Raw genomic sequence first — 24,549 nt, forward strand, 5'->3', positions numbered from 1 at the left:
ACCGCGGGCGGCTGACGGCGGGCGGGGCGGCGGCGCCCGGCCGGGACGGGCTCAGGACGTCAGCTGGAGGATGCTCCGGCCCACCAGGAACAGCCCCACCACCAGGGACACGGCCACCAGCGCCTGGTTCTGGTGCGTCTGGAACCACGTACGCAGCCTCCCGAGCCGCTCGCGCGCCGAGTCGGGCGCGAACACCGCGTAGAGCTCCATCGCGAGCAGACTGCTGGTGGCGAGGACGCAGTAGCCGACGAGCGCCACGTAGGAGGAGGTACGGGACAGGTCGGCGCCCACCACGGTCGCCGCGCCCGCCGCCACGAGTCCCCACGGCTGGAGGAGCGGCCCGAGTCCCGCGGCGGTCCATCCGGAGATCCGCTCGAGCCGCGCCGCCGTCCTGCCAGAGGTCTCCTTCGGCCGCTCGGCGTGCCGGTGCGCGTGCCGGTACCAGCCGTAGCCGACGAGGCCCACGCCGATGGCCAGCTTGACGGCGGACGTGGCGGTGGACGGAGGGGACTTGGGCGGAGGGGGCTGGCCGCCCGTGGCGACCAGCACGGCGACGAGGACGGCCACGAAGCAGGCGAGCCAGGAGAGGATGAAGGCCAGGCCCTTCCAGGTCCCGCGCTTCGCCGAGAGCACCAGGACGAACGCCGTCACCGACAACGGGAACACGGCGATCCCCAGCCCGATGAGCACCAGATCAGGCAGCATCGCGACCCCCGCACGGCCACGCGGACCCGGTCGCCGGGCCGCAATCGCTCATGGCTTCCTCTTCATCGTCCCACCGGAACCCCACAAATCCCCCATGATGGGCCCGGTCCGGGCCTGCGGGCGCGGGGGCCGCGCGCCGTGCCGCCTTGCGCGTGCATGGTTCACCCGTTCGGGCCCGGGTCGTGCCGCCGCTGCGAGCCGGGCGGCCCTGCGGGCGGCACGCTGGCAGCATGCAGCGAGCGACAGGGCCCGGAGGGCGCGGCGCCGGCCGCGGGTCACGCCGGGAGCGGCGCCGCGAGCGGAGGCGGAGGTCCGGTGACTCGCTGCGGACCCGGGCGGCGCGGCTGAAGACCCGGGCGACAGGGCTGCGGGCCCGGGCCGAGGAGCGGTTCCCGCTGATCACGCACCTCATGTCGCACCTGATCTCGGTGAACGTGCTCGACTCGGCGACCCGGCTCGCCGCCCAGACGTTCCTCACGGCGGTCCCGCTGCTGTTCCTGGTCGCCTCGATCGCCCCGCAGGGGGTGCGCGACCAGTTCGTCGACTCCGTGCAGGCCGTCTTCGGCCTGACCGGGAACTCGGCGAGCGAGCTGGACAAGGCCCTGCAGAACACCGCACACCCCTCCGACGAGCTGCGCCAGACCTTCGGGGTCGTCAGCGGGCTGATGGTGCTGATCTCGGCCACCGCGTGCAGCCGGGCCATGCAGCGCCTGTGCGAGCGCGCCTGGAGCCTGCGCGGGGCGAGCGCGCGGGTCGCCGCCTGGCGCTGGATCGCCTGGCTCGCGGCCTGGATGCTGATGATCGGGGTGCAGGGGAGCCTGCACGACGGTTTCGGCGTGGGCCTGTGGCTGGGCGTGCCGCTGCTGCTCCTCGCTGAGGTCGGCATGTGGTGGTGGACGCAGCACCTGCTGCTGTCCGCGCGCGTGCCGTGGCTGCCGCTGCTCCCGGGCGCGCTGCTGACCGGAATCGCCCTCGGCGTCGCCACCTCGACCGCGTCGCTGTACATGCCCCGGGCCCTGGAGCGGAGCCTGGCCAAGTACGGCTCGCTGGGCGCGGTCTTCACGCTGCTGTCCTGGCTGATCGCGCTCTGCGCGATCGTGGCCCTGTGCGTCACCGCCGGCGCCGTCATCGCCCGCGAACCCTGGGCGGCCCGCCGCCTGGGCACGCCCGACCCGCCCGACCCGCCCGGGCGGCCCGCTCCGTCCGAGGACTGACCCAGGGGAGGTACGAGGCGGGGGACCATCACCGGCCGCCGCCCGGCCACGGAGCTCCGTGGCCGGGCGGCGGCCGGTTGACCTGGCACGGGGGAAAGACGACCATGAGCGGCGCCGCCGACCGGGCCAGCCGGGTCATCGGTCACGAACGCCGTGCGGCAGCCCACGAGTTGAGGTGAACCGGAACCGTGACACTCGACAGTTTCAGCGACCGCCACCACGGCCGAGCCGTCTTCGCGACGATGACCCCCGAACACCGGGCGGCGATCGGCGCCGTGCGCGACGACCTCCGTGCCGCGGGGTACGACGAGGGCGGGGTGCGGGCGGCCCTCGGCATGCCGGTGCTCGACCTCCAGCCCGCCGCGTTCCACCACCTCGACCGGCACGTCCTCGGCACGGACCCGCTCGCGACCGCGATCCGGCTGTTCCTGCTCGACCGGGTCGTGGCCGAGAAGGACGTCCGGGCGCTGCTCGGCGAACCCGCCCTGGACGTGCTGTTCTCGCTCGACGTGCTGGGCGAGGCCGACGGCGGCCTGCGCTCCCAGGTCCACCTCACCTGCGCGCACGACCTGCTCCTCGCGACCGACACCGGCCGCTACTCCGACTGGTGGACCGGCGCCGACGACCTCGGCGACCGGGTCATGTACATCGGCTACGACAGCGCCGGCCTCGCCAGCGTCGCACCCCGGGACAGGTCGCGGCGCACGCTCGACCTCTGCTCCGGCAGCGGCATCCAGTCCCTGGTCGCGAGCCGGTACAGCGACGAGGTCGTGGGCGTCGACATCAACCCCCGGGCCATCCGCTTCGCCCGTTTCAACGCCGCCCTCAACGGCATCGAGAACGTCACGTTCGTCCTCGGCGACCTGCTCGAACCCGTCGCGGGCCGCGCCTTCGACCGCGTCGTCTCCAACCCCCCGTTCGTGCCGGAGGTCCCCGAGGGCGCCCGGCTGCTCTACCGGGACGGCGGCCCGGACGGGGAGCGGCTGCTCGCCGAGATCGTGGCCGGGGCCGGGCGGATCCTGGAGCCCGGCGGGCTGATGTCGATCACGACCGACCTGTTCAACCTCGACGACCTGCCCCGCAGGATCGGCGAGTGGCTCGGGGTGCGGGACGGCTTCGACGTCCTGGTCCTCGTCGAGCGCCGGTTCCCGGTCTGGGCCTACGCGGACACCCACGCGTCGCACGCCCCGACGGCCCGGGAGCGGGCCGCGTACGCGGCGCGGATGGTGGACGCCCTCGAAGAGGTCGGGATCCGCACCGTCCACACCGGGTACATCGTGGTCCGCAGGCGGCCCGGCGGCACGGGCCGGGGGGCCGCCCGGCCCGTCACCGTCGAGACCGTCAGCGCCGCCGGCCCGGTGCGGCGGCCCGCGGGCACCCACGTGACCGACCACTTCCGCTTCCTCGACCGCGAGCGGGAGGGCGGGCCCGACGACGACGGCGTGCTGCTGCCGAACCCCGCCGTCCGCCTCGTGACCTCGGCGCCGCCCGGCGGCGCCGAGACCCACCGGCTCGTCGCGCCCGAGGACGACTACGTGGCCGACATGGACATCAGCGACCTGACGAGGAAGCTGTGGCAGGCGACGGCCGTCAGCGACGTGCGCTGGTCCGTCATCCGGGGCAGCGCGCTCGAACCCGTCGCCCGGGAGCTCGTCCGGCAGGGCGCCCTCACCCTGCGCGACCTTCCCGCAGCCGGTGGCTCCGACGGGTGACCGGACCCGCCCGCGGCGGTTTTTGGACAGGGAGCCGGTTCCCACCGGCGCGCGGGGCGCGGAGAAGTGCGCCCGGCGTGCCCGGTCCGCCGCTTCCGCGTGTCCGATCTTCGCCAAACCTCCTCGAAACCGCCCCGGAAGGAGCGGGGCTTGGGGCTCCGTTTACCCAAATCCCCTGACCAGAAGGCGACTTGACGATCAATCGTGCTCTTGAGGCCTCCTCCGGCGCGCTGCTATACAAGCTCCCCGTGTCGCTCAACAGAACGACACGGAAGACGACATGAAGGGAAGCGCGCACCATGAGTGACGAGCAGAAGTCGTCCCCTGAGAAGGGCAAGAACAAGATCCTCCGGGCGGCCGCCGCGGCTGCGGCGACCGCCGCTGTCGCCGCAGCCGTGACGGCGACGGGTGCCTCGGCCGCGGCCGCGAGCACCGAGGCGAAGGACGGCCGGTCCGCCTTCACCGTCCAGCAGCTCGACGAGATGCTGGCGTCCGCGGACCTCGAGAACGCGGACAACGTCCGTGTCGTGAAGGCCCTCGAGATCGCGCCCGGCTCCATCTCCGCAGTGCAGTACGACCGCTGATCATGACTGTCCGGATCGAGGACCTCCTGCCTCGCGCCGTCCGGGAAGTCCTCGTCCGGCAGGACAGGGACTGGACAGCACGTTCGGCGCACGCCTCCGGCGTCGAGTCGGTCATCTACCTCGCGAGCTGCGGGACGACCGACATCACGCAGCCCTACCACAGCCTCTCCTACCTCGCCGGCGCGCTCGACGACTCGGGCCACGCCTACGTGGTGCGCGACCTCGCCATCGAGTTCTGGCACTACATCATGGCGCCGCCGGTCGTCGAAGAGCTCCGCGCCGCCTGCGTCCGGCGGCTCGAAGCGGGACCCCGGGCGGAATCCGGGGCCGGGTCCGAGTCCGGGTCCGAGTCCGGGGCCGAGGAGGACGCGCTCCTGCCGTTCTTCATCGACACGCTCGCGGACAGCGGGCGCTTCCAGCGGGCGTTCGCGACCCTCCGCGACGAGAAGGCCTTCTACGAACTCCCGGCCTATCTCGACGCCGTACGCGAACTCAGCCTGCTGCCCCGGCTCCTGACGCTGCTCTCCCGCTCCGCGGTCTACCGCACCTTCAGCAGCGCCTCGCCTCCGGGCATGGAGCACGACCGCATCAACCTCGTGACCCTGCGCCGCGAGATCGAGGCAGGCTTCGGCATCGACGTCGTGGACGCCTTCTACGACCACCACGCCGACCGGATCGCGGCGATGCGCCCCGGCCTGGTGGGTCTGACGATCCCGTTCATCTCCCAGCTTGAACACTCCATGGCCCTCGCGGCCCGCCTGAAGCGGCGCGGTGTCACGGTGGCCGTCGGCGGACCGATCGCCGCGAAGTTCTACAAGTACCTCGACGACGTGGACGCGCTGAAGGCGCTCGACTTCGCCGTCGACTACCTCGTCACCGGCGAGGGCGAGACGCTCATCAAGCGGCTCGCGGACCACTGCCAGCGCGGCGCCGAACTCGGCGACGTCGACAACCTCGTCGACGTCCGCGACCCGCGCCCGCTGAAGCGCTTCTTCTTCGAGAACGTCAGCGCCCTGCCGTCCCCGAACTACGGCGTGTGGGACTACGGCCTGTACGCCTCGCCGAAGCCCGGCGCGCTCTACTCGCCGACCCGTGGCTGCTACTGGAACAAGTGCTCGTTCTGCGACTACGGGCTCGCGATGAACACGCCCACCTCGCCGTGGCGCACCCGTACCCCGGACCGTGTCATCGAGGACCTGCAGCTCGCCTCCAAGCACTCGCAGCACTTCTTCTTCGCCGTCGACGTGCTGTCGCCCGCCTACGCCCTGAAGATCTCCGAGGCGCTCATCGAGAGCGGCCTGGACATCAAGTGGATGGCCGACTTCCGGCTGGAGAAGAGCTACCGGACGGAGAACACCGAGGTGTTCGCCCGCGCCGGGTGCCTCGGCGCGGCCTTCGGGATGGAGAGCACCGACCAGGACGTCCTGAACATCATCAACAAGGGCACGGAGGTCCAGCGCCTGGAGACGCTGGTCGGCTCGTTCGCCGACGCCGGCATCCCGGTACAGCTGATGGGCTTCACCGGGCATCCCGGGGAGACCCGCCAGCAGGCCCAGGTGACCCTGGACACCGCCGAGGCGCTGCTCGAATCGGCCGCGACCGTCGCCCTCGGGAAGTTCGGCCTGACCCCGGGCGCGGACATCGCGCTGCGGCCCGACCACTACGGGATCGACGTCCACTACGACCCCTCCGGCGACCCGGCCGTCCCATGGGAGCTGGACTGGAGCCACCGCGAACCCGTCGACGCCTATCCCGAGGACGACTTCGACCACGCGCTGCGCCTGGTCCGGGGCTTCCCGTACCCCTTCCTCGGGGCCACCTGCACGCTGCACAGCCTGCTGTACTTCGAGCGGCAGCCCAAGGCGCCCTTCCCGATCCCGCAGTGGGGATACGCGCGGACCTGGGAGTCGTTCGACGTCATCCCCTTCTACCACGCGCAGACCGATGACCAGGGAACCACGCTCTTGAGCGGACTCACCGGGCGCGCCGTCGTCCTCGACGGCGCTCGGGCGAAGCTCTTCGCCACGCTGTTCGACGGCGGCCGGTGGCTGCGGATCGACGCGCGGGAGGGGCTCTCCCGGCAGGTGGAGATCCTGCTCGACTTCCTGATCAAGAACGCGTTGGCGATGTTCCTGCCGGCGGAGACCACATGACCATGCCCACGCTCCTCGTCGTCGTCCCGCCGCAGGCGGTCAGCATGCTCAACGGGCCGCCGCTCGCGCCGGTCCTGCTCGACTACGCGCTCTCGCCGCACGGCGTGGACGTCGAGTTCCTCGACGCCAACCTGAGCTTCTTCGAACGGCTGCGGAGCGACGAGGTGCGCACGGCCGTCACCGCCAAGCTCAAGGCGCTCACCGCCGAGGAGCTGTCGCACGACGCGCTCGAACCGGGCGACCTCACCCGGATCGGCCGGTACCTGTCGTTCCTGGAGAGCGACTACTGCCGTGGCGGGGAGATCAGCGGCGCCAGGGCGGGGATCGAGTGGAACGCCGTCCACGAACTCCTCGTCAACCCCCGGTCCGAGGTGCCCGACCCGGCGTTCCGCGATCTGTGGCTCGGCCGGGCCATGGACGAGCTGTGCCAGGAGATCCTGCGGCGCGAACCGGACCACATCGCGTTCTCCACCCTCTTCCACACGCAGACCGAGGCGGCGGCCGAGCTGTGCGGGCGACTGCGCGGCGCCGGGTTCGCCGGGCGGATCGTGCTCGGGGGAGCGGCGATCAAGCTGACGGACGACCTGGCGCTGGAACGGCTCATGACCGTCTGCGGTGCCGACCTCGCGTACAAGTTCAGCGTGTACGGGGAGTTCCCGACGCTCGCGGCGTTCCTGCGCGGCGAGTGCGAGGCCGACGGGGTGGCGAACGCGACCTACCTCGACGAGACGGGCGCACTGCGCCACGCGAAGGCGAAGGGCGGCACCGTCCGCTCGATGGTCCGCGCGCTCTCGTACGGCCTGGTCGAGGGCGCCGAGTACCTCGACGAGCGGATCTATCCCGTGCTGCTCTCGGAGGGCTGCTACTGGGGGAAGTGCGACTTCTGCGACTACCCGTTCCTCGCCTCGCAGGACCCGTTCAAGGTCACCGCCTTCTTCCGGCGGGCCGGCGACGTGGTGCACGACATCGGCGAACTCGTCCAGAAGCACGGGGTGTCGCGGATCGACCTGATCTCGGACGCCGTGCCGATGGGCTACTTCCGGCTGCTCGCCGACGCCGGCGCGGACCGGCTGCGGGAGCTCGGCGCCCGGCTCGAATGCTCGATCCGCGCCGAACCGAAGGCGAAGGCCCACCACTTCGAGGCCATGGCCGCGGCCGGCGTCGACCTGGTCACGATCGGCGTCGAGTCGCTCGCGGACGAGGTCCTCGACGGCATGCAGAAGGGCAACACCTACACCGACATCCTGCGGTCGATGCGGCTCGCCCGCGAGCAGGGCATCAAGGTGAAGGCCAACCTCATCTTCGACCACCCGAGGATGCAGCTGCGGCACGTCGACGAGACCCTGGAGAAGCTCCCCGAGATCCTCCAGTACGTCGAGTCGCTCGGCGTGCACTCCTTCGGGCTCACCCCGCACGCCCCGCTCGCGTTCACCCCGCAGAGCGCCAACCTCGTCATCCTCAACGGCCAGCGGACCACCAACGACCACGGCGAGCACCACCTCCGGTTCGTGCGGACCGACATGACGGCCGAGCTGGAGACCCGCCTCGCGGATCTGCGGACGGCCGTCGAGACGGCCGCCTACCAGCTGGAGACCGCGCGCGCCGGCGGCCGCCGGGAACCGGACCGGCGCAAGGTCCTGCGGCTTCCCTACCGCTGGGACGGCGGCCGGGCGGTCAGGGACGCCGCCCCGGACCTGAGCCTCAGCATCCCGGGCGAGGCCGCGCCCTTCTCGTACTTCGTGAAGGGCGGAGCGGATGGGTGAGGCGCCCGACGATCCGGACGGCGCCGTACGGATCGGGTTCGGCGGCGCGCCGGTCGTCCCCCTGGACGGGCTGGCGAGCGGCGGGTCCGGCGCGGCCTGCTTCCTCGGCGTCGATCCGGACCTGTCGCGCAGGTTCGGCGGGAAGTCCGACGGGGCCGCCGCCTTCGTCCGGCACTCCTCCGCCCGGATGCGGCCCTGGACCCGCAGGTACCGGCCCTCGGCCGTCGACGTGGGCGTCCTCACCGGCGACGCCGGTGACGCGGGCGACGTGGTCCGCGGCATCTCCGAGGTCTGCTCGGCCGCCTTCGCGGCCGGGTACGTGCCCGTCGTCGTCGGCGGCGACCACACGGTCAGCTATCCGGTGGCCGTCACCGCGGCCGCGCGGCACTCGGACCTGACCTACGTCTACCTGGACGCCCATCTGGACCTGGGCTTCCACCTCGACGCGTCCGGCGACGTGCACAACGGCAACTTCGTGGCCGCGCTCGCCGCCGGCGGCGCCTTCCGCGAGGTGGTCAACATCGGCGCGCGGGCCTGGACGACGTACGACGAGGCCTACGATCCCGGCGGCCCCGTCACGATCGTCCGCGACGTCGACCCCGGGGGCCTGTCCTTCCTGAGCGGCCGGAAGGTGCACGTCAGCCTGGACGTCGACGTACTCGATCCGGTGTACGTGCCGAACACGGGGAGCAGGGAACCGTTCGGCGCCACCCCGGAGCAGGTCGGACGCGTGATGGCCTGGATCGCGGACCATTGCACCGTCGTGAGCGCCGACGTGTCGGAAATCGTGCCCGATCCCGCGCACAAGGCGACCGCCGAGATCGCGATGCGCTGTATCCACGAACTGGTCAAGGAGCGGAAGACGCGATGAACGACAGGCCGGCGGACCGGACGACCGAGGCCGCCGTCGAGTTGCGGCCCCATACGCCGGCGAGCCTCGAACCGCTGCTGCGGTGGAAGAACGACGCCGAGATCCAGCGGCTCAGCGACGACGGAATCCGCACCTACACCCGCGAGCAGGTCACCGCGACGCTGGAGCGCTGGATGAGCCCCAGTGACGACATCGTCCACCTGGCGATCGGGCTCGCGGGCCGCGCGGAGCCCATCGGCTTCCTCCACCTGGCGCTCATCGAGTGGGCCCACCGGCGGTGCCGTCTGGGCATCGTCATCGGCGAGAAGGAGCTGTGGGGGCGCGGCTACGGGCAGCTGGCGGTCGCCGCGGCGGTCGACCACGCCTTCGACGTGCTCGACCTCGAACGGATCACGGTGGAGGTCTTCGCCGACAACCCGCGTTCCGCCCGGATGTTCGAGCGGGTGGGTTTCGTGCGCGAGGGCGTCATGCGGGAGAGCATCCGGCGCGACGGGAAGCCGGTCGACGAGCTGATCTTCGGGCTGCTGCGGCACGAGTGGAACGGGGGGAAGAAGTGACGGAAGCGACGGACGAAGTGACGGCAGAGGCGGCGGCTGAGGCGAGGGCGGAGGCGACGGCGGAAGGGCCGAGGATCGGGATCAGCGTCTCCGACCACGTGCCCGCGCTGGGCCACCTGGACGACGCCGTGTACCGGCGGGTCGACTACGTCGAGTACGGCGGCCACCATCCGCCGGCGAACGACCCCGGCATCCGGCACCTCTTCGACGAGGGCATCGTCGGCACCCTGACCCGGCACCTCGTGTCGGTCGAACTGCCCGACGCCCTCGACCTGGACGACGAGGCCGGGCTGATCGCGGAGAACCACGCGGGCACCGAACCGCGCTACATGGTCACCGACTTCGGCTTCTGGCGCCTGGGCGGCAGGGGCGAGCGCAACCTGTGGTTCCGCCCCGCGCTGCTCGACCACGAGGTCGCCGACCGGGTCGCCCGCAACGTCCGGGGCCTGTCGGCTCGGCTCGGCGCCCCGGTCCACGCCGAGAACCCGTTCAGCCTCACCCACGCCGGCGAGCTGAGCCCCCGCGCGTTCATGCAGGAGCTCGCCGAGCGCGGAGCGACGCTCTGCTTCGACATCGGGCACTTCTACGCCTGGTGCGTCAACGAGGGCCTCGACGTCGGGCGGGAGCTGGACCAGGTGCCGTTCGAGGCCGTCCGGGTGGCGCACATCGCCGGACTGAGCGAGGTCCGGTACGGCGGCCGCCGGCTGCTGCTCGACAACCACAACGTCCCGCCGCTGCGGGGCTGCCTCGATGTGCTCCGGACCGTCAAGGAGCGCTCCCCGTCGCTCGGCTGGGTGACGTACGAGGCCGAACTGGCCCCGGCGCAGGTACAGCATCGCGGTCTCGACGCGATAGAGAGGGCAATGGCATGACGATGTCGGAGGATGCGGCTCACGACGTGCCGGAGGCCGACTGCTTCCGCAGGCTGGTCCGCCGGCCCCCGCACGACGAGACGACGACCGAGTACCTGGCCTGGGCCCGCCTCATGGCCCAGGTCGTCGACGACCTCTCCCGGTGGGCGCCCAACTTCGCGGTGGCCGTGGCGTCGGAGTTCCGTTCCCTCGAAGGACTGCGGCCCTACTGCGAGTCCGGCGCGTACGAGAACGCGTACACCGGACCGCTCGCCCACGCCGTGAACTTCGTGCGCCACTTCGTCACCCAGGACCACCCCGGGTGGCTGAAGGACCTGGCCCGCTGCGAGATGTGGTCCAGCCCCCTGGCGCGGCAGCTCGACGACGTCGAGCGCAAGGCCGTGAAGGAGGCGCTCGACATCCGGGAGCGCGGCGGCAAGGAGTTCGTGATCGTGGAGCACGACGTCCTGGAGACCCTCCAGCACGTCACGGGATACCGCGACATGACCTTCGTGCGGACCGCGCCGCTGATGTGGCTGCTGCGGGTGCCGCCGCTCGACGTGACGCCCGCGCCCGAGCCGCGTCCGGGCCTCGTGGTCTTCCACCCGCACGACGACGGAGTCTCCCTGTCCTACGTTCCCGCCGGCGGCGGACGGTGATCGGCGGCGTCGGCATCGGCGTCGCCGTCGAGGCCGCGTGCGACCAGTACGCCCGCGTCGGGACCGCCGGCGGCTGGGTCACCGACTTCGTCGAGTACGGCGTTCACACGGCCGTCGGGATCCCGGACTGGGTGGTCGAGACCCGCAGCGCGCTGGGCTGCGGGCTCACCCTCCACCCCCTGGACATGAACATGGCGGGGCCGGAGCAGGGCACCGGGGAGTGGGTGGAGTCGCTGGCGGCCCTGGTGCGCGCACACGAGGTCTCGGCGCTCGTCAGCGACGCGGGCTTCTGGTACCACGGCTCGCGCCGGGGCACCTGGTTCCGCCCGCCGGACATGAACCGGGCGGCGGCCCGCTGCCGCGAGAGCGCCGCCGCGATCGCGGCCGCGTGCGGGGTCCCGTTCCGGGTCGAGAACCCGCCGCTGGAATGGCTGCCGGACGCCCCGTCCCTGTGGTCCTTCCTCGACGAGGCGTCGGACCACGAGGGCGTGCAGATCTGCCTCGACCTGTCGCACGTGCTCCAGTTCGAGCGCAACGTGCACGGCCGGGCCCCGGTCCTGCCCCGCTCCTTCCCGTGGGAGCGCGTCGCGGAGATCCATCTCGCCGGATACGTCCGGGCCGAGTACGCCGGCCGGACCGTCTACCTCGACCAGCACCTCGCGGACATCCCGGCCGAGGAGTACCGCCTCCTCGCCCAGGTCGTCGACCTGCGCGGCACGGACCTCCCGCTGGGCATCTGCCTGGAGATGGAGCCGCGCGAGCCGGGGGCCTTCGTGGCCGCCGTGGACAACATCCACGCGGCGCTCGGCGTCGCGGCCGCCTGACCCCGGGACCCGGGGCCGGGCGGCCCGCTCCGCGCTAGGAAGCGGACGTGCGGCGCTCGCCGCGTCCGGAGCCGCGCTCCGCGCCCGAGCCGCTGCCGCCGGCCGGCGTCCGCCGGCCGGATCCGCGCCCGGCCTTGGCGGAGGTGCCGCGGGCCGCCCCGTCCCCTCCCCGGCGCTCGGCGCCGCGGCCGCCCGAGCCGCCGGCGCCGCCCGCGGCCTTGCCGGCCCCGGAACCGGCGCCGGCCCCGGTGCGACGGGCCGAGCCGCGTCCGGCGCCCGCCGAAGGCCGCTCGGTGCCCGCCGCCCCGGCGGACGTCCGGCGGCCCGTGCCGCGGCCGCCGCCCGTGCCGGTGGTGGGAGCGTCCGTCGTCGTCGCCGCGCCGCCGCTCCTGCGACGACGGCCGGAGCGCGAGCCGCCGGACCGGGTGCCCGGCTCGCCGCCGGTCTTCCGCTCGCGGCGGGGCGCCGCCGGCGCCGCCGCCGGCTGGGGGACCTCGATGGTGACGGGGACGCCGGAGGGCTCCCGGGCGCCGGTGAGGGTGGCCAGTTCGGCGTCGCCGGACGTGATCCGGGCCGTACGGGGGCGGATGCCCGCGTCGGACATCAGCCGGGTGACGTCCCGCTTCTGGTCGGGCAGGACCAGGGTGACCACGCTGCCGGTGCCGCCGGCGCGGGCCGTCCGGCCGCCCCGGTGCAGGTAGTCCTTGTGGTCCGTGGGCGGGTCGACGTTCACGACGAGGTCGAGGTCGTCGACGTGGATGCCGCGGGCCGCGACGTTCGTCGCCACCAGCGCGGTGACGTGACCGCTCTTGAACTGCTCCAGGGTGCGGGTGCGCTGCGGCTGGCTGCGGCCGCCGTGCAGGGCGGCGGCCCGGACGCCGACGGCCAGGAGCCGCTTGGCGAGCCGGTCGGCGGACCGCTTGGTGTCGAGGAAGAGGATGACCCGGCCGTCACGGGCCGCGATGCGCGTGGTGACGGCCTTCTTGTCGGTCTCGTCCAGCAGGTGGAGCACATGGTGCTCCATCGTGGTCACCGCGCCCGCGGACGGGTCCACGGAGTGCACGACCGGGTCGGTCAGGAAGCGCTGCACCAGCCGGTCGATGTTGGCGTCCAGGGTGGCCGAGAAGAGCATCCGCTGCCCGTCGGGCCGCACCTGCTGGATCAGCTTGGTGACCTGCGGCAGGAAGCCCATGTCGGTCATCTGGTCGGCTTCGTCGAGCACGGTTATGCGGACGTCGTCGAGCACGCAGTCGCCGCGCTCCACGAGGTCGTTGAGCCGGCCCGGGCTCGCCACCAGCACCTCGGCGCCGCGCCGCAGGGCGGCGGCCTGCCGGGTGATGGACAGTCCGCCGACCACGGTGGTCATGCGGAGGTTCACCGCGGTGGCGTACGGCGTGAGCGCGTCGGTCACCTGCTGGGCGAGTTCACGCGTGGGGACGAGCACGAGCGCGAGCGGCGCCTTGGGCTCGGCCCGCAGTCCTGCCGTACGGGCGAGGAGCGCGAGCCCGAACGCGAGGGTCTTCCCGGAGCCGGTGCGGCCACGGCCGAGCAGGTCGCGGCCCGCCAGCGAGTTGGGCAGCGTCGCGGCCTGGATGGGGAAGGGGGTGGTGACGCCCTGTGCGGCGAGGGTCTTCAGCAGCCCTGCGGGCAGGTCCATACCGGCGAAGTCCTCGACGGCGGGAAGCGCGGGGGTCGTGCTTTCCGGCAGCCGGAACTCCTTCGGCTGCGACGGCGCCGGGGACGGCGACGAGGGGCGCCGGTTCGACTTCTGGGACCTACGGGACATGCAGTTGTCTGCCTTCCTGGAAACAGCGCAAACCGGGGTCCGCACCATGACGGTGCGGACCCCGGCAAGCGGATACGCGTGCGGCGATCAGGCGGGAACGATGTTCTCCGCCTGCGGGCCCTTCTGGCCCTGCGTCACGTCGAAGCTGACCCGCTGGCCCTCGCGGAGCTCACGGTAGCCCTGGGTGGCGATGTTCGAGTAGTGGGCGAAGACGTCCGGGCCGCCGCCGTCCTGCTCGATGAAGCCGAAACCCTTTTCGGCGTTGAACCACTTCACGGTTCCCTGTGCCATGATCTTCTCCTTCTGTAGGCAGAGGCCCCATCCGGAGATGCCGGAAAACAAAATTTGCGCCTGATGGAGAAGCAATCCCGTCAGGCGCGCATAGGTTCATGGGTACCACAACTGCAACCCCGTAATTGTAGCACGGTGTGGAGACCGCACCGAAGGAGCTGACGACGACATGACCGCAGGACGCCTGCTCAGGGCACTCGACCGGCCGGCGACGCCCTGGCGCAACGGCGGCGGCGTGACCCGCGAGGTCGCCGCCGGCCCGGCCGATTCGGGCCTCGACGACTTCGTCTGGCGGGTGAGCCTCGCCGACGTCGCGGCCGGCGGCCCCTTCTCCGCCTTTCCCGGCGTCGACCGGATCATCACGGTCGTCGACGGCCCCGGCATGGAGCTGACCGTCGACGGGACCCCGCACACCGTCGCCGAGCCGTACCGGCCCTTCGCCTTCTCCGGCGACGCGGCCACCGACTGCCGGCTCCTCGGCGGCCCGCTCGTCGACTTCAACGTGATGACCCGCCGCACCGCCGCGACGGCGGACGTGCGCGTCACGCGCGAAGGGTTCTCCGCCGCCCCGGCGGACGGGACGGTGACCCTGGTGATCGCGCTGGCGGGCACGGCGGCCGTCACCGCGGGCACCACGCTCGGCCGCTTCGACGCCGTCCTGCTCTCCGGCGGCGAGAGCGCCGCCTTCGACGTCGACGGCGTGACGGCCGTCGTCACCGTCACGCCCGTACGGGTCTGAGGCCCCGGAGCGGGTCAGGAGACCGACCGGCCGAAGAACTCCAGCTCCGCCACGGCCACCTGCTTGCGCGGGTCGGCCCGCCACGCCGAGCGCAGCACCAGCCGCACCGACATCGCGTCGCGGACCCGGACGTCGAGACGCTGGACGCCGCCGTCGTTGATGGTGTGGTGGGAGACGTGCGCGGTGTCGGAGGAGTCGGTGACGACGAGGTCGAAGGTGCGCGGCGTGGCCTGGCCGTCGGACTGGGTGGTGGTCTTCGAACTGCCCGGAGTGATCAGGACGTTGAGCAGGTCGGTCGGCTCGCCGAAGCGCGCCTCCAGGTACTGGCCGGCCGAGTCGCCCGCGTAGCCGGTGCCCCACCAGGTGTTGGAGTAGCCGTCGCCGGCCAGCACGGGCGCCTGCTTCGGGGCCGAGTGGGAGGCGGTCCAGGCGACGGGGAGGACCGCGACGCGGGTGGCGAAGTGGTCCTGGACCGCGCGGGCGGCCGGCGGCCCGCCGACGACTCCGCCCACCACCACGGTGACGACACCGGCGGCGACCAGCGCGCGGGCGATCCAGCGGCGCCGGTCGCGGGGCAGGCCGGGGCGCTGGCCGGCGTACGGGCCGTCGGCCGCGGCCGGGTGCTCCGGGTCCATCGGGGTCGCGCAGAAGCGGCAGAAGCGGCGGCCCGGGGCGTTGGGGCGGGCGCAGGCCGGGCACGGCGGTCCGCCGGGGGCCGGGGCGGCCGCCTCAGGGGTGCGGACGGTGGGCGCGGCGGCCTCCGGGCGGGCGGGGAGCACGGGCGCGGCGACGGCCGGGGGCTCGTCCTCCTCGTGCTCCGGGACCGGGACCAGCAGGGAGCGCACGACGGTGTCCTCGGGACCGGTGGCCCGCTCCCGCGACGGCGCGGGCTCCTCGCCCCGTTCCTCACGCTGCTCCTCCCGCCGCTCCTGGCGCGGCTCCGCACCCGGTTCCACGCGCGGTTCCACGCGCGCTTCCGTGCGCGCCGCCGCGCGCGATTCGGCGCCCGGCTCCTCGTCCGACCGTCCGCTCCAGCGCAGGAACGCCCCGCAGCTGTCGCAGAACGACTGGTCGGTCGTGCGCACCGGGCTCGCGCAGTCCGGGCAGGGGCGGGTCGACGCGGGCGCGTCACTCATGGGATCGGTCTCCTTCGGAGCTTCGGGACGTGGCCGCCACGGCGACCGTGAACGGCAGGTGCGCGGGCCGGGCCGCGGCCACCACCGCGCGCAGGCGGTACGGGTCCACGGCGGCGGGGTCGGCGACCCGGAGGGTGACGTGCACCCCGGGCTCGGGGGCGCCCGGGAAAGGGCCGAGCGGACGGACCGACCAGCTCGCGCCGCCGCTCTCGGTGATCTCCGGCATGACGCCGAAGGCGAGCCGGACCGCGAAGGCGAGCCCCTGGCGGGTGCCGCGCACCCGGTGCAGGGCGACGGCCGAGGCGACCGCCTGCCGGCGCAGCGCGAGCGGCTCGGCGCCCGTCAGCTCCGCGCCGACCCAGCCGGCCAGGTAGTCGACGAAGTCGGCGGGCGCGAGAGCGGGCGAGAAGTACGCCTCCAGGGAGTCGAGGACGTGGAAGAGCGGGGCGAGGACCACGTCCAGGCCGGCCACGAACCGCTGCCCGAACTCGTCCTCCGCGTACACCGCCGGCAGCGCCGCGCCCAGCGGGTGCGCGGTCGCGAGCCCCGGCACCGTACCCCGCGCGGAGCCGCCCACCGGGCCCGTCACCGCGCCTCGATCACGCGGACGTGGTGGTCGAACGGGAAGAGCAGCGCGGACGGCGCCAGTTCGATCCGGTCCGTCGCGTCGCCGCGCCGCCCGGTCAGCGGATCGGCCGGATGCAGCAGGACCTCGTCCACCAGCTCCACGCCCGGCACCCGCTGCAGCGCGGCGAAGATCTCGCCGGCCCGCAGCGGCCGTCCGAACGGCCAGCCCTCGCCGTGCGCGCCGCCGGTCAGCGGGTCCAGGTACGCGTACAGCGAGTCGAGCGCCTCGGCACGCACCCGCTCCGCCCCGGCCGCCCGGAAGCAGTGCAGCGTCGCGACCACCGTCACGCCCTGGTAGTACGGGGGCCCCACGGCGAGCCGGGTGCCCAGCGGGCGGCGCTCGTCGAGGAAGCCGCTCACCCGGGACAGCAACTCCTCGCCCGGCACCAGCTGTTCGAAGCGCAGCCGGCCGCCCCGGTCGTGCACCGCCTGCGGCACGACCAGGACCCGGACGGCGTTCTCGCCCGCCTCGGCCGCGTCCGCCGCCAGGCAGGAGATCCGCGCGGCCTCCGGCGCCGCCCGCCGGGCCAGCTCCTCGTAGTCGCGGGCGGTCACGGCCCGCTCCTGGGCCCGCAGGGTGATGGGCGCCCGGGCCTTGGCCTCCTCGACGGTCTCGCCGTCCACCCCGCCGCGCGCCGCCTCGCGGTTCTCGACCCGCGCGATGTAGGGGATGGAGCTGCGCAGCACGCTGATCGTCGACCGGGCCACGTTGCCCGCCCGGCCGCCGCCGGTGCCGTACCGCACCGCGCGGATCGCCGCGCCCTTCGGCGGGACGGCGCCGAACTGCCGCACGGTGCCGTCCGGCTGGCGTACGGCGGGGCCGAAGGCGATCTCGCCGGTGGCCGCGTCCAGCGTGAAGTGCCGGTCGCCGGGCCGGGACGAGGCGAAGTCGGGGACGGCCGTCCAGTCCTCCCAGACCGCGTCCGGGTCCCCGTCGTCCGCGCCGCCGTCCCCCGGGGCGCGCTCGGCGACCTGGAGCAGCAGCGGCGGCCGGTCCACGACGGGCGCGTGCGCGAGCCGGATGCGCTGCGCGGGCACCCCCTCGGACTCGCCCAGCTGCTCGTCCCGGACCGTCTCCGCGTGCGCCGCGCGCACCGTGCCGCCGATGGTGAAGGCGCCCGCGGCCCGTACCGTCGGCGACTCGCTGTACGACGGCAGACCGGCGACCGGCTCGACCACGCGGCAGCGCACCCAGCCCGCCTCGTGACCGCCGAGGCGCGACAGCGCGTGCCCGGACGGCATGTGCAGGACCACCTCGCCCGGCCGGTTGAGCCCGCCGGTGGAGTCCTCGTCGATCTCGCACACGGTCCACCCGCCGGCGGTCGTCCACGCCTCCCACACCAGCGGGGGCCGGCGCGGGTCCACGCCGACGCCGTCCACCCGGCTGTCCAGGTCGAGCACCAGGACGCAGTCCGGCACCGCCGCCGACAGGCCGAGCAGCAGCGCGTCGCCGACGCGCGGTGACGCCGTGAAGACGGACACGTCCGTGCCGCCGAGGACGTCCTGCGTGCGGTCCTCGGGCGCGCCGCCCGCCTCCTGGCGCAGCAGCCGCGTCAACGCGCACGGCACGACGGTCAGATCGGCGACCGTCGCGAAGACGACCGCCTCCTCCGTCTCCGTCCGCCCGGTCGCGACCTCCGTGCCGGCGGGCAGCAGCACCGGCTCGGGCTGCGGCGCGGACAGCCGGAAGGTGACCTCGGCGTGCGCGGCGGCGGGCGGGAACAGCGTCACGCCCAGCAGGTCCAGGAAGGCCAGATGGTTCTTCTCCGGGACCCGGTTGAGCCGGTAGACGAGCTGGTCGGCCATGTGGGCGACGGCCTCGATCAGGGTCACGCCGGGGTCGGAGACGTTGTGGTCCGTCCACTCGGGACACGCCTGCTGGACATAGCGCTTGGCGTCGTCGACGAACTGCTGGAAGCGCCGGTCGTCGAGATGGGGTGCGGGCAGGGCCATGGCGGGGCTTTCAGTCCTCGGAGGGGATGACGTAGAAGGGGAAGACGAGATTGCGCGGGTTGTTGGCGCCGCGCACCCGGTAGCGGACGTCGATGTGCAGGGTCGTCGGCTCGCCGGGCGCCGGAGCGACGGTGACCTCCTCCACCTCGATGCGCGGCTCCCAGCGGTCGAGCGAGGACATCACCTCGTAGCGGATCCGGCCCATCGTCGCGTCGTTGACCGGCGCGAACACCAACTCGTGGACGGCGCAGCCGAATTCGGGCCGCATCGGCCGCTCGCCCGGCGCGGTGGCGAGCACGAGCCGCATCGACTCCTCGATCTCGCGGTCGCGCCGCACCAGGGCGATCGCCCCGCTCGGGCCGGTGCGCAGCGGAAACGCCCAGCCCGCGCCGACGAAGCGCTCACTCATGACAGGTCCCCCTTCGGATGGGCAGCCGGGCTCAGAACGGCAGGTTCGCCGCGACCGGATTGGGCATCGGGACGGTCGAGGTGACGATCGCGGGCGCGTTGAGGACGGCCTGGGTCAGCGCCGACACCTTGAACTTCGTCCCCGCCTTGATGTCCACGCCGAGCTTCGCGTCCAGGCTGATCCGCCCCTGCGCCGACAGCGTCAGATCCGCCCCCGACTCGACGGTGACCCCCCGGGCGCCCGAGATGGTGACCGTGCCGTCGCTGTCGATGGTCAGGGTCGTGCGGGCCTCGTTCAGCTCGATGCTCAGCTTCCCCTGACCGGTGCGCAGCCGCACGCCGTGCGAGGCCCGGGTCCGGCCGCCCGCCTCGCGCAGCTCGACGGTGTGGCCGCTGCGCGAGGTCAGCGCCCGCCACTGCACCCGCCCGCTCGTCGGATCGACCGGCGGCACCCCGTCGGTGGCCGGGGTGTGCCGGTCCACGCCGTTGTAGAGCCCCGCAAGCACGTACGGGTGCTCCAGGGAACCCCGGTCGAAGGCGCACAGCACCTCGTCGCCGACCTCCGGGAGCACCAGCCCGCCGCCCCCGGTGCCGCCGAGCTGCGCCACCCGGCACCAGGAGCTCTCGTACGTCGCCGACAGCCACGGGAAGCGCAGTCTGACCCGGCCGAGCGACAGCGGGTCCTTGGTGTTGGTCACCAGTGCCACCGCGACGCCCGGCATCGCCGGCGCCGGCTCGGTGCCGCCCGACGCCGTCCCGTACAGCGAACGGAACTGCCGGCCGGACACCGTCAGCCAGGTGGTGAACTGCCGCCCCGACGCGAAGACATGACGCACCCCGGTCGCCGTGTAGCGGCCCTCGAACGGGAAGCCCGCACCGCGCACGGCCACCGGCTGCCCCGGCTTCAGCGCGGGGTTGCCGGTGACCGCCACCTCCAGCTCCGCGTACGAGCCGGCGACGTCGTCCGCGAGCGCGGCGGCGGCCTGCGTCACCTCTGACTGGGTCGTGAACGGCGTTGCCGTCGAGGCCAGTTCGGCCGGACCGAAGGGCTCGGAGAGCTGCACCGGGGTGATGTCGGACTCGATGTCGCCGCTGCCGACGGCGGGCGTCGGGGAGGACAGCGCCTGCTTGGTCCGGGGATCCCAGCCGCGCACGTCGACCGTGCGGACCTGGCCGGCGGCGGTGACGGACACCCTGCTGTGCAGGGTGTTGTGCCCGAAGTCCAGGACGTACGGGCTCTGCGCCGCCGGAGTGGTGTCGGCGGGCGCGGTCGCGGCCGGCGGCAGCGCGGCGAACACCAGCCGGCCGGCCGGGTCGAGGGAGAGCCGCACGTCGTTCTCCCGGGCCAGCCGGGAGAGGAAGTCCCAGTCGGTGATGTTGGGCTGGGTGGCCAGCTCGTACACCGTCGGCGTCGCGTCGATCCGGCCCACCGGGATGCCGCAGCGGGCGGCCAGCCGGCGGGCGATGTCGGACGCCGTCATGTTCGGGTAGCCCTCGATCCGCCGGTTGCGCAGCAGCCGGTGCCCCGGGTCGTACCCGCGCAGGATCAGATAGCGCCCGTGCCCCGGCGCCGCGTCCACCTCGACGGCCGTCACCTCGCCGGTGAGCATCGGCTCGCCGCGCCTGCCGTCCGTGAACGGCGAGAGCACCGCCATCGCGCCCACCTTCAGGAACGGGAACTTCTCGGTGAGGGTGCCGTCCTTGTCGCTGAACGTCAGCTGGAACGCCGACGGGACGTTGACGCTCGCGTCCACCCAGCCCTCGGTGAGCCGCACCGCCAGTGGATCGGGCAGCAGCGTGCCGTCGAGCTGCACGTGCAGGACGGTGGTGAAGGTCTTCTCGCTCATCGGGTGCCCTTGCTCTGAGGTGTGTGGGTCTCCTGCGCGTCGGTGGCCGACGGCAGCAGCAGCTCCGTGCCCGGGCGCAGCCGCATCGGGTCGTCGATCCCGTTGGCCTCGGCGATCAGCCGCCAGCGCGTCGCGTCGCCGTACTCCCGCCAGGCCAGCGACGCGAGCGAGTCCCCGGACACCGTCCGGTGCGTCCGCCGCGCCGACAGCGCGCCCGAGGTCGGGTTCTGCCGCTTGGTCGCCGTCGCGATCTCGGTGAGGGACAGCTGACAGGTGGCGCGCAGGGGCACGCCGCTCGGGCTGAACAGGGTGTACGTCGCGGCCACGGACGTCACGTACGCGACGAACCGCACCGTCGAGAACGAACCCCAGGAGAACTCCACCCACGGCGGCGACGGCGCCTTCGACTCCACGCTCTGCTGCGTCACCTCGCAACAGGACAGCAGCAGTTCGACCTGCTGCTGCACCACCGTCGACGACGGCGTCCCCGACGCGTCGAGGAACACCTCCACGTCCATCGAGGCCGGCCGGCTGCCGGTGAACTTCGGCGGCGCGCCGCGCGTGTACGCGACGGCCGGCTCCGTGTGCCAGTCCGCCGCCCGGCTCAGCCGCAGCTGGTCCGGATTGAACTGGAACCGAACCTCGCCCAGCCGCCCGCCGAGCGGCCCGTCCAGATCCGTCGGCGGCTGGTGGATGGACAGCGCCGCCCGCGACAGCCCGCGCGCCGCCGTCCCGCCGATCGGCGCGGCCATCTCAGGCCCCTCCGGCGTCGGTGAACCCGTGGTGCGCGATCTCCAGCGTCTCCGTCGCCACGGCCGGACTGGCCGGGTCGAGCGTCGGCCCCGTCCAGCGGACCGGCAGCACCTCGACGAGCCCCCACTGCGCCACGACCGAGCGGTCCGCGCGCAGCGCCGCGATCTGCGCCGTCGGACGCGTGATCCCGGTCGCCAGCGAGGAGATCCACGCCGCCACCTTCGCCGTGTCCGGGGTGAGCGGGCGCGTCAGACGGATCGTGGAGAAGGTCACCCGCGTCGGCAGCTGCCAGACGAAGCCGTTGTTCCCGCCCTCCTGGCGCTGCTCGACCTCCACTTCGGAGGACAGGCCGTCACAGCCGTTGAACAGGCCGAGGTCCTGGCCGTCGATGGTCAGCTTGAAGAAGACGGTGGAGGCGGGGTCCTGCGGGGTGGGCATGGTGGCGGGTCTCTCGGATAGGCGGAGGGGTCAGCTGGAGTGGTCGCGGAGGCGGCCGACGCGCTCACGGTCGGCGCGGAGCTCGGCGCGCAGGAGACGGGAGAGGGGAGTGACGAGGCGACGGGCCAGCTCGTCGAGGTGGGTGGGTGATACGGCGGAGGCGTCGGCCGGCGGGGCGGAGGCGGTGACCGGAGCCGGTGCCGGGGCCGGGGCCGGGGCGGCGGTGCGCTGGACGGGGGCCGGGACGGACGTGGTGCGGGTGACGGGTGGTGCGGGCTGCGCCGCTCGGGGAGCCGGCGGCGCGGGCGTCGGGGTGACAGCGGGGCCGCTGCTCGGGGCGCTCCGGCGCTGGACCGCGGCCGGGGGCGGCGCCACCGGGACCACGGGCCGGGCGGGGCCCGGCGGAACGGGGCGCGTGACCGGTGCGGGCGCGGGGGGCGCCTGACGGGGCGCGAGCGGACGGGACGTGGTGAGCGGGCGGGTGGCCCGCCGCTGCACGGCCGGCGCGGTGGCCCGGGGAACGTCGGTGACCGTCACGAGGGGGAGCGGAACCGGGCGTTCGGGTGCGCGCCGGGCCGGAGGCTCGGGCGCGGGAGGCGGGGGCGGGGGCGTCGCCGGTGCCGGAGCCGGTGCCACGGCGGTTGCGGGGGCGGGGCCCGGGGCCGGCGGCGCCGGGGTGATCGGCGCGCCGACCGGTGACCGCCGGGGCACGGTGTTCGCTCGCGGCGCGGACGGCTCGGCCGCCGCACGCTGCACGGGCGCGCCGAGCCCCGGCCGGACCGGCGGGACCTGCGGCGCGGACGCCGTCGCGGTCCAGCCGGCACCCGGCGCGCGCCGCGAACGGCGCACGGCGGGACGCTGCCGGAGGGGAGGGACCTCGGTCCCGGCGGGGGACACCGGGACCGAGGAGCTCGGGGACCGGCCGGAGGCGGAGGACTCCGGCGCGGTGACGGGGGGTACGGAGGAGGGCGCCGCGGGAGCCGCAGACGCGGGCGTGCGCTGGACGGGCGCGGCGCCGGGTGCGGCCGCGGCCGTGCCGTGCGGCGGGACGGCCGCCGTGCGCCGGGCCGCGTCGGCTCGGCCGGCCGGACCCTTCGCGGGTGCGTGCGTGTGCGGGGCGGCGCGTGGGACGGGCGCGGTGGCGGCCGTGGCCGCCGTGCGCGCCTGGCCGGCGTCGGCGGTGCGGGTGGTGTCGGCCGTGGGCGCGGGCCCGGGCGTCGTCGCGCGCTGGAGCGGCGCCGGGCCGCCGGGCCCGGTGGTGCCGGTCATCGGCGTCGGGCCCGGGTGCGCCGGTGCGGCGGGCCGGGTGGTCGTGGAGCTCGCGGGCGCCGTCGAGCGCTGGACGGGTGCCGCGCCCGGCGCGGACGTACGACCGGGCAGGACGGTGCCGACCGGGGTGGTCGCGCCCGGGTTCGCCGGCCCACCGGGGCGGACGGCGCCGACGGGGGCGTCCGTGCGGGCGGCCGGGGAGGCCGCTGCCCGCTGCACGGCCGTCATGGCCGGGCCGGCATCGGCCGGGACGACCGCGTCCGCCGGCGGGACCGGTGCCGTCCGCGTCGTCGGCGTGGCCGCCGCCGGAGCCGCTGCCCGCTGGACCGGAGCCGTTCCCGGCGCCGCCGGCCCGGCGGACCGGGCCACGCTCGCCGGAGCGAGCCGGCGCGGCGGCTGCGCGGGGCGGGCCGTGAGCAGCGGTGAGCGTCGTACGGGCGCGGGCTGGACGGGCACCGGGCGCGCCGTGCCGGACGCCTGCGGAGCCGTACGCGTGGCGGGCGCCGTGCCCTCCGCCGCGGCCGCTCGTGCGACGGACTGCGTCGCGCTCGCCTCCGCGGGCCGGACCGCGGGCGCGGCAGCACCGTCCCGTACCGGCCGAGACGCCGACGCACCCTGTCCGTCGGGCTTTCCCGTCGCGCGCTGGGCCACGACGGCAGGCGCCTGCGGAGCCGTACGAGAGATGTCCGCGCCCGGGTTCGGCGTGGACGCCGAGGCAGACCGGACCGCGCCGCCAGGGCGAGCGGCGGCGCGCTGAACGGGCTGTGCGGGTGCCGTGTCCGGCGTGGGCGTGGTGGCCGGTCGGGCCGCGCTGGCCTTGCGAGCGGCGGCGCGCTGAACGGGCTGTGCGGGTGCCGCGTCCCGCGTGGGTGCGGCGGCCGGTCGGACGGTGCTGTCCGGGCGACCGGTGGTGCGCTGTACGGACGGCGCGGATGCCGCGTCGCGCGTGGGTGCGGCGGCCGGTCGGGCCGCGCTGTCCTTGCGGGCTGTGGTGCGCTGAACGGGCTGTGCGGGTGTCGCGGCCGGTCGGACAGTGCTGTCCGTGCGACCGGCGGTGCGCTGAACGGACGGGGCGGGTGCCGCGCCGCGCGTGGGTGTCGCGGCCGGTCGGGCCGCGCCGTCCTCGCGAGCGGCGGCGCGCTGAACCGCCCGCGCCGGCGCCGCGCCGTCGCTCCGGAGCGTGGGCACGTCGGTCGCGGAGCGCATCGCGTCCGCTCCCGTGTCCCCGCTCCGCGTCGACGCCGAGGCCGGTCGGGCCGCGCCCTTCGCGTGAGCGGCGGCACGCTGAACAGCCCGCGCCGCGCCCTCGCCCGCAGCCGCGGCGGGCTCGACGGCCGGCAGCCGCAGGCCCGGGAGCTCCGCGCCCGTCGGCCGCTCCGCCGGAGCCACCGCGCGCACCGCGTCCAGCA

At 74.4% G+C, this 24,549-nt stretch carries 23 protein-coding genes; 12 read left to right on the forward strand and 11 right to left on the reverse strand.

The features are described 5' to 3' along the window. Positions 1-51: 51 nt before the first annotated feature. A complete protein-coding gene (locus tag ACFYU9_RS15105) occupies positions 52-705 on the reverse strand; it encodes a GAP family protein (RefSeq protein WP_389344913.1) in 654 nt (217 codons plus the stop codon). A gap of 230 nt (positions 706-935) precedes the next feature. Between ACFYU9_RS15105 and ACFYU9_RS15110 the strand changes: the two genes are divergently transcribed. From ACFYU9_RS15110 to ACFYU9_RS15155, 10 genes are all read left to right on the forward strand, one after another. Further along, positions 936-1,919 (forward strand): YhjD/YihY/BrkB family envelope integrity protein, encoded by a 984-nt coding sequence (locus ACFYU9_RS15110; RefSeq protein WP_389217468.1) that lies wholly within the window; start codon positions 936-938, stop codon positions 1,917-1,919. Between the two features lie 188 nt (positions 1,920-2,107). After that, on the forward strand, positions 2,108-3,631 hold the full coding sequence (locus ACFYU9_RS15115) for a methyltransferase (protein ID WP_389344915.1): 1,524 nt from the start codon (positions 2,108-2,110) through the stop codon (positions 3,629-3,631). 299 nt (positions 3,632-3,930) lie between these two features. Continuing rightward, positions 3,931-4,215, forward strand: a complete 285-nt coding sequence (locus ACFYU9_RS15120) for a hypothetical protein (protein WP_389217474.1) — start codon at positions 3,931-3,933, stop codon at positions 4,213-4,215. Between the two features lie 2 nt (positions 4,216-4,217). Continuing rightward, positions 4,218-6,368, forward strand: coding sequence for a B12-binding domain-containing radical SAM protein (locus ACFYU9_RS15125; RefSeq protein ID WP_389344917.1), 2,151 nt, complete (start codon positions 4,218-4,220; stop codon positions 6,366-6,368). Continuing rightward, positions 6,365-8,131 carry a B12-binding domain-containing radical SAM protein gene (locus ACFYU9_RS15130; RefSeq protein ID WP_389344918.1) on the forward strand — a complete coding sequence of 589 codons (1,767 nt, stop codon included), beginning with the start codon at positions 6,365-6,367 and terminating at the stop codon, positions 8,129-8,131. The genes ACFYU9_RS15125 and ACFYU9_RS15130 overlap by 4 nt, the downstream gene beginning before the upstream one ends. Further along, positions 8,124-9,002, forward strand: coding sequence for an arginase family protein (locus tag ACFYU9_RS15135; protein WP_389344920.1), 879 nt, complete (start codon positions 8,124-8,126; stop codon positions 9,000-9,002). The genes ACFYU9_RS15130 and ACFYU9_RS15135 overlap by 8 nt, the downstream gene beginning before the upstream one ends. After that, the gene (locus tag ACFYU9_RS15140; RefSeq protein WP_389217484.1) at positions 8,999-9,559 is read left to right on the forward strand and encodes a GNAT family N-acetyltransferase; all 561 of its coding nucleotides are present in this window, start codon (positions 8,999-9,001) and stop codon (positions 9,557-9,559) included. The genes ACFYU9_RS15135 and ACFYU9_RS15140 overlap by 4 nt, the downstream gene beginning before the upstream one ends. Next, on the forward strand, positions 9,556-10,431 hold the full coding sequence (locus ACFYU9_RS15145) for a DUF692 family multinuclear iron-containing protein (RefSeq protein ID WP_389344922.1): 876 nt from the start codon (positions 9,556-9,558) through the stop codon (positions 10,429-10,431). The genes ACFYU9_RS15140 and ACFYU9_RS15145 overlap by 4 nt, the downstream gene beginning before the upstream one ends. Next, positions 10,428-11,069, forward strand: coding sequence for a hypothetical protein (locus ACFYU9_RS15150; RefSeq protein ID WP_389344924.1), 642 nt, complete (start codon positions 10,428-10,430; stop codon positions 11,067-11,069). The genes ACFYU9_RS15145 and ACFYU9_RS15150 overlap by 4 nt, the downstream gene beginning before the upstream one ends. Further along, positions 11,066-11,893 carry a DUF692 family multinuclear iron-containing protein gene (locus ACFYU9_RS15155; protein WP_389344926.1) on the forward strand — a complete coding sequence of 276 codons (828 nt, stop codon included), beginning with the start codon at positions 11,066-11,068 and terminating at the stop codon, positions 11,891-11,893. Before ACFYU9_RS15150 ends, ACFYU9_RS15155 begins: the two co-directional genes overlap by 4 nt. 34 nt (positions 11,894-11,927) lie before the next feature. Here the strand turns inward: ACFYU9_RS15155 and ACFYU9_RS15160 are convergent, their stop codons facing one another. Continuing rightward, entirely contained in the window at positions 11,928-13,679 is a 1,752-nt protein-coding gene (locus ACFYU9_RS15160) for a DEAD/DEAH box helicase (RefSeq protein ID WP_389217496.1), read from the reverse strand. Positions 13,680-13,766: 87 nt separating this feature from the next. Beyond that, entirely contained in the window at positions 13,767-13,970 is a 204-nt protein-coding gene (locus ACFYU9_RS15165) for a cold-shock protein (RefSeq protein ID WP_389217499.1), read from the reverse strand. Between the two features lie 169 nt (positions 13,971-14,139). Between ACFYU9_RS15165 and ACFYU9_RS15170 the strand changes: the two genes are divergently transcribed. Continuing rightward, entirely contained in the window at positions 14,140-14,709 is a 570-nt protein-coding gene (locus tag ACFYU9_RS15170; protein ID WP_389344928.1) for a HutD family protein, read from the forward strand. Between the two features lie 14 nt (positions 14,710-14,723). Here the strand turns inward: ACFYU9_RS15170 and ACFYU9_RS15175 are convergent, their stop codons facing one another. Genes ACFYU9_RS15175 through ACFYU9_RS15210 form a run of 8 tightly spaced genes read right to left on the reverse strand, consistent with a single transcriptional unit; the run spans position 14,724 to position 22,408 of the window. Further along, the gene (locus tag ACFYU9_RS15175) at positions 14,724-15,845 is read right to left on the reverse strand and encodes an NADase-type glycan-binding domain-containing protein (RefSeq protein ID WP_389344930.1); all 1,122 of its coding nucleotides are present in this window, start codon (positions 15,843-15,845) and stop codon (positions 14,724-14,726) included. Continuing rightward, the gene (locus ACFYU9_RS15180) at positions 15,838-16,434 is read right to left on the reverse strand and encodes a phage tail protein (protein WP_389344931.1); all 597 of its coding nucleotides are present in this window, start codon (positions 16,432-16,434) and stop codon (positions 15,838-15,840) included. Before ACFYU9_RS15180 ends, ACFYU9_RS15175 begins: the two co-directional genes overlap by 8 nt. After that, positions 16,431-18,425, reverse strand: a complete 1,995-nt coding sequence (locus tag ACFYU9_RS15185) for a putative baseplate assembly protein (protein ID WP_389217512.1) — start codon at positions 18,423-18,425, stop codon at positions 16,431-16,433. Before ACFYU9_RS15185 ends, ACFYU9_RS15180 begins: the two co-directional genes overlap by 4 nt. Positions 18,426-18,435: 10 nt before the next feature. After that, positions 18,436-18,834, reverse strand: coding sequence for a GPW/gp25 family protein (locus tag ACFYU9_RS15190; RefSeq protein ID WP_389217515.1), 399 nt, complete (start codon positions 18,832-18,834; stop codon positions 18,436-18,438). A 31-nt stretch (positions 18,835-18,865) separates the two neighbouring features. Continuing rightward, on the reverse strand, positions 18,866-20,680 hold the full coding sequence (locus ACFYU9_RS15195) for a VgrG-related protein (RefSeq protein ID WP_389217518.1): 1,815 nt from the start codon (positions 20,678-20,680) through the stop codon (positions 18,866-18,868). Beyond that, entirely contained in the window at positions 20,677-21,432 is a 756-nt protein-coding gene (locus ACFYU9_RS15200) for a LysM peptidoglycan-binding domain-containing protein (protein ID WP_389217521.1), read from the reverse strand. Before ACFYU9_RS15200 ends, ACFYU9_RS15195 begins: the two co-directional genes overlap by 4 nt. 1 nt (position 21,433) lies before the next feature. After that, positions 21,434-21,871, reverse strand: coding sequence for a phage tail protein (locus ACFYU9_RS15205; protein WP_389217524.1), 438 nt, complete (start codon positions 21,869-21,871; stop codon positions 21,434-21,436). A 30-nt stretch (positions 21,872-21,901) separates the two neighbouring features. Beyond that, positions 21,902-22,408 (reverse strand): extensin, encoded by a 507-nt coding sequence (locus ACFYU9_RS15210; RefSeq protein ID WP_389344933.1) that lies wholly within the window; start codon positions 22,406-22,408, stop codon positions 21,902-21,904. A gap of 610 nt (positions 22,409-23,018) precedes the next feature. Here ACFYU9_RS15210 and ACFYU9_RS15215 point away from each other — a divergent pair. Continuing rightward, positions 23,019-23,897: a hypothetical protein gene (locus ACFYU9_RS15215; protein WP_389344935.1), complete on the forward strand. Its 879-nt coding sequence runs from the start codon at positions 23,019-23,021 to the stop codon at positions 23,895-23,897. Positions 23,898-24,549: the final 652 nt, after the last annotated feature.

Origin of the sequence: Streptomyces sp. NPDC004327 (genome assembly GCF_042873935.1) — a bacterium.
Taxonomy (GTDB): Bacteria; Actinomycetota; Actinomycetes; order Streptomycetales; family Streptomycetaceae; genus Streptomyces.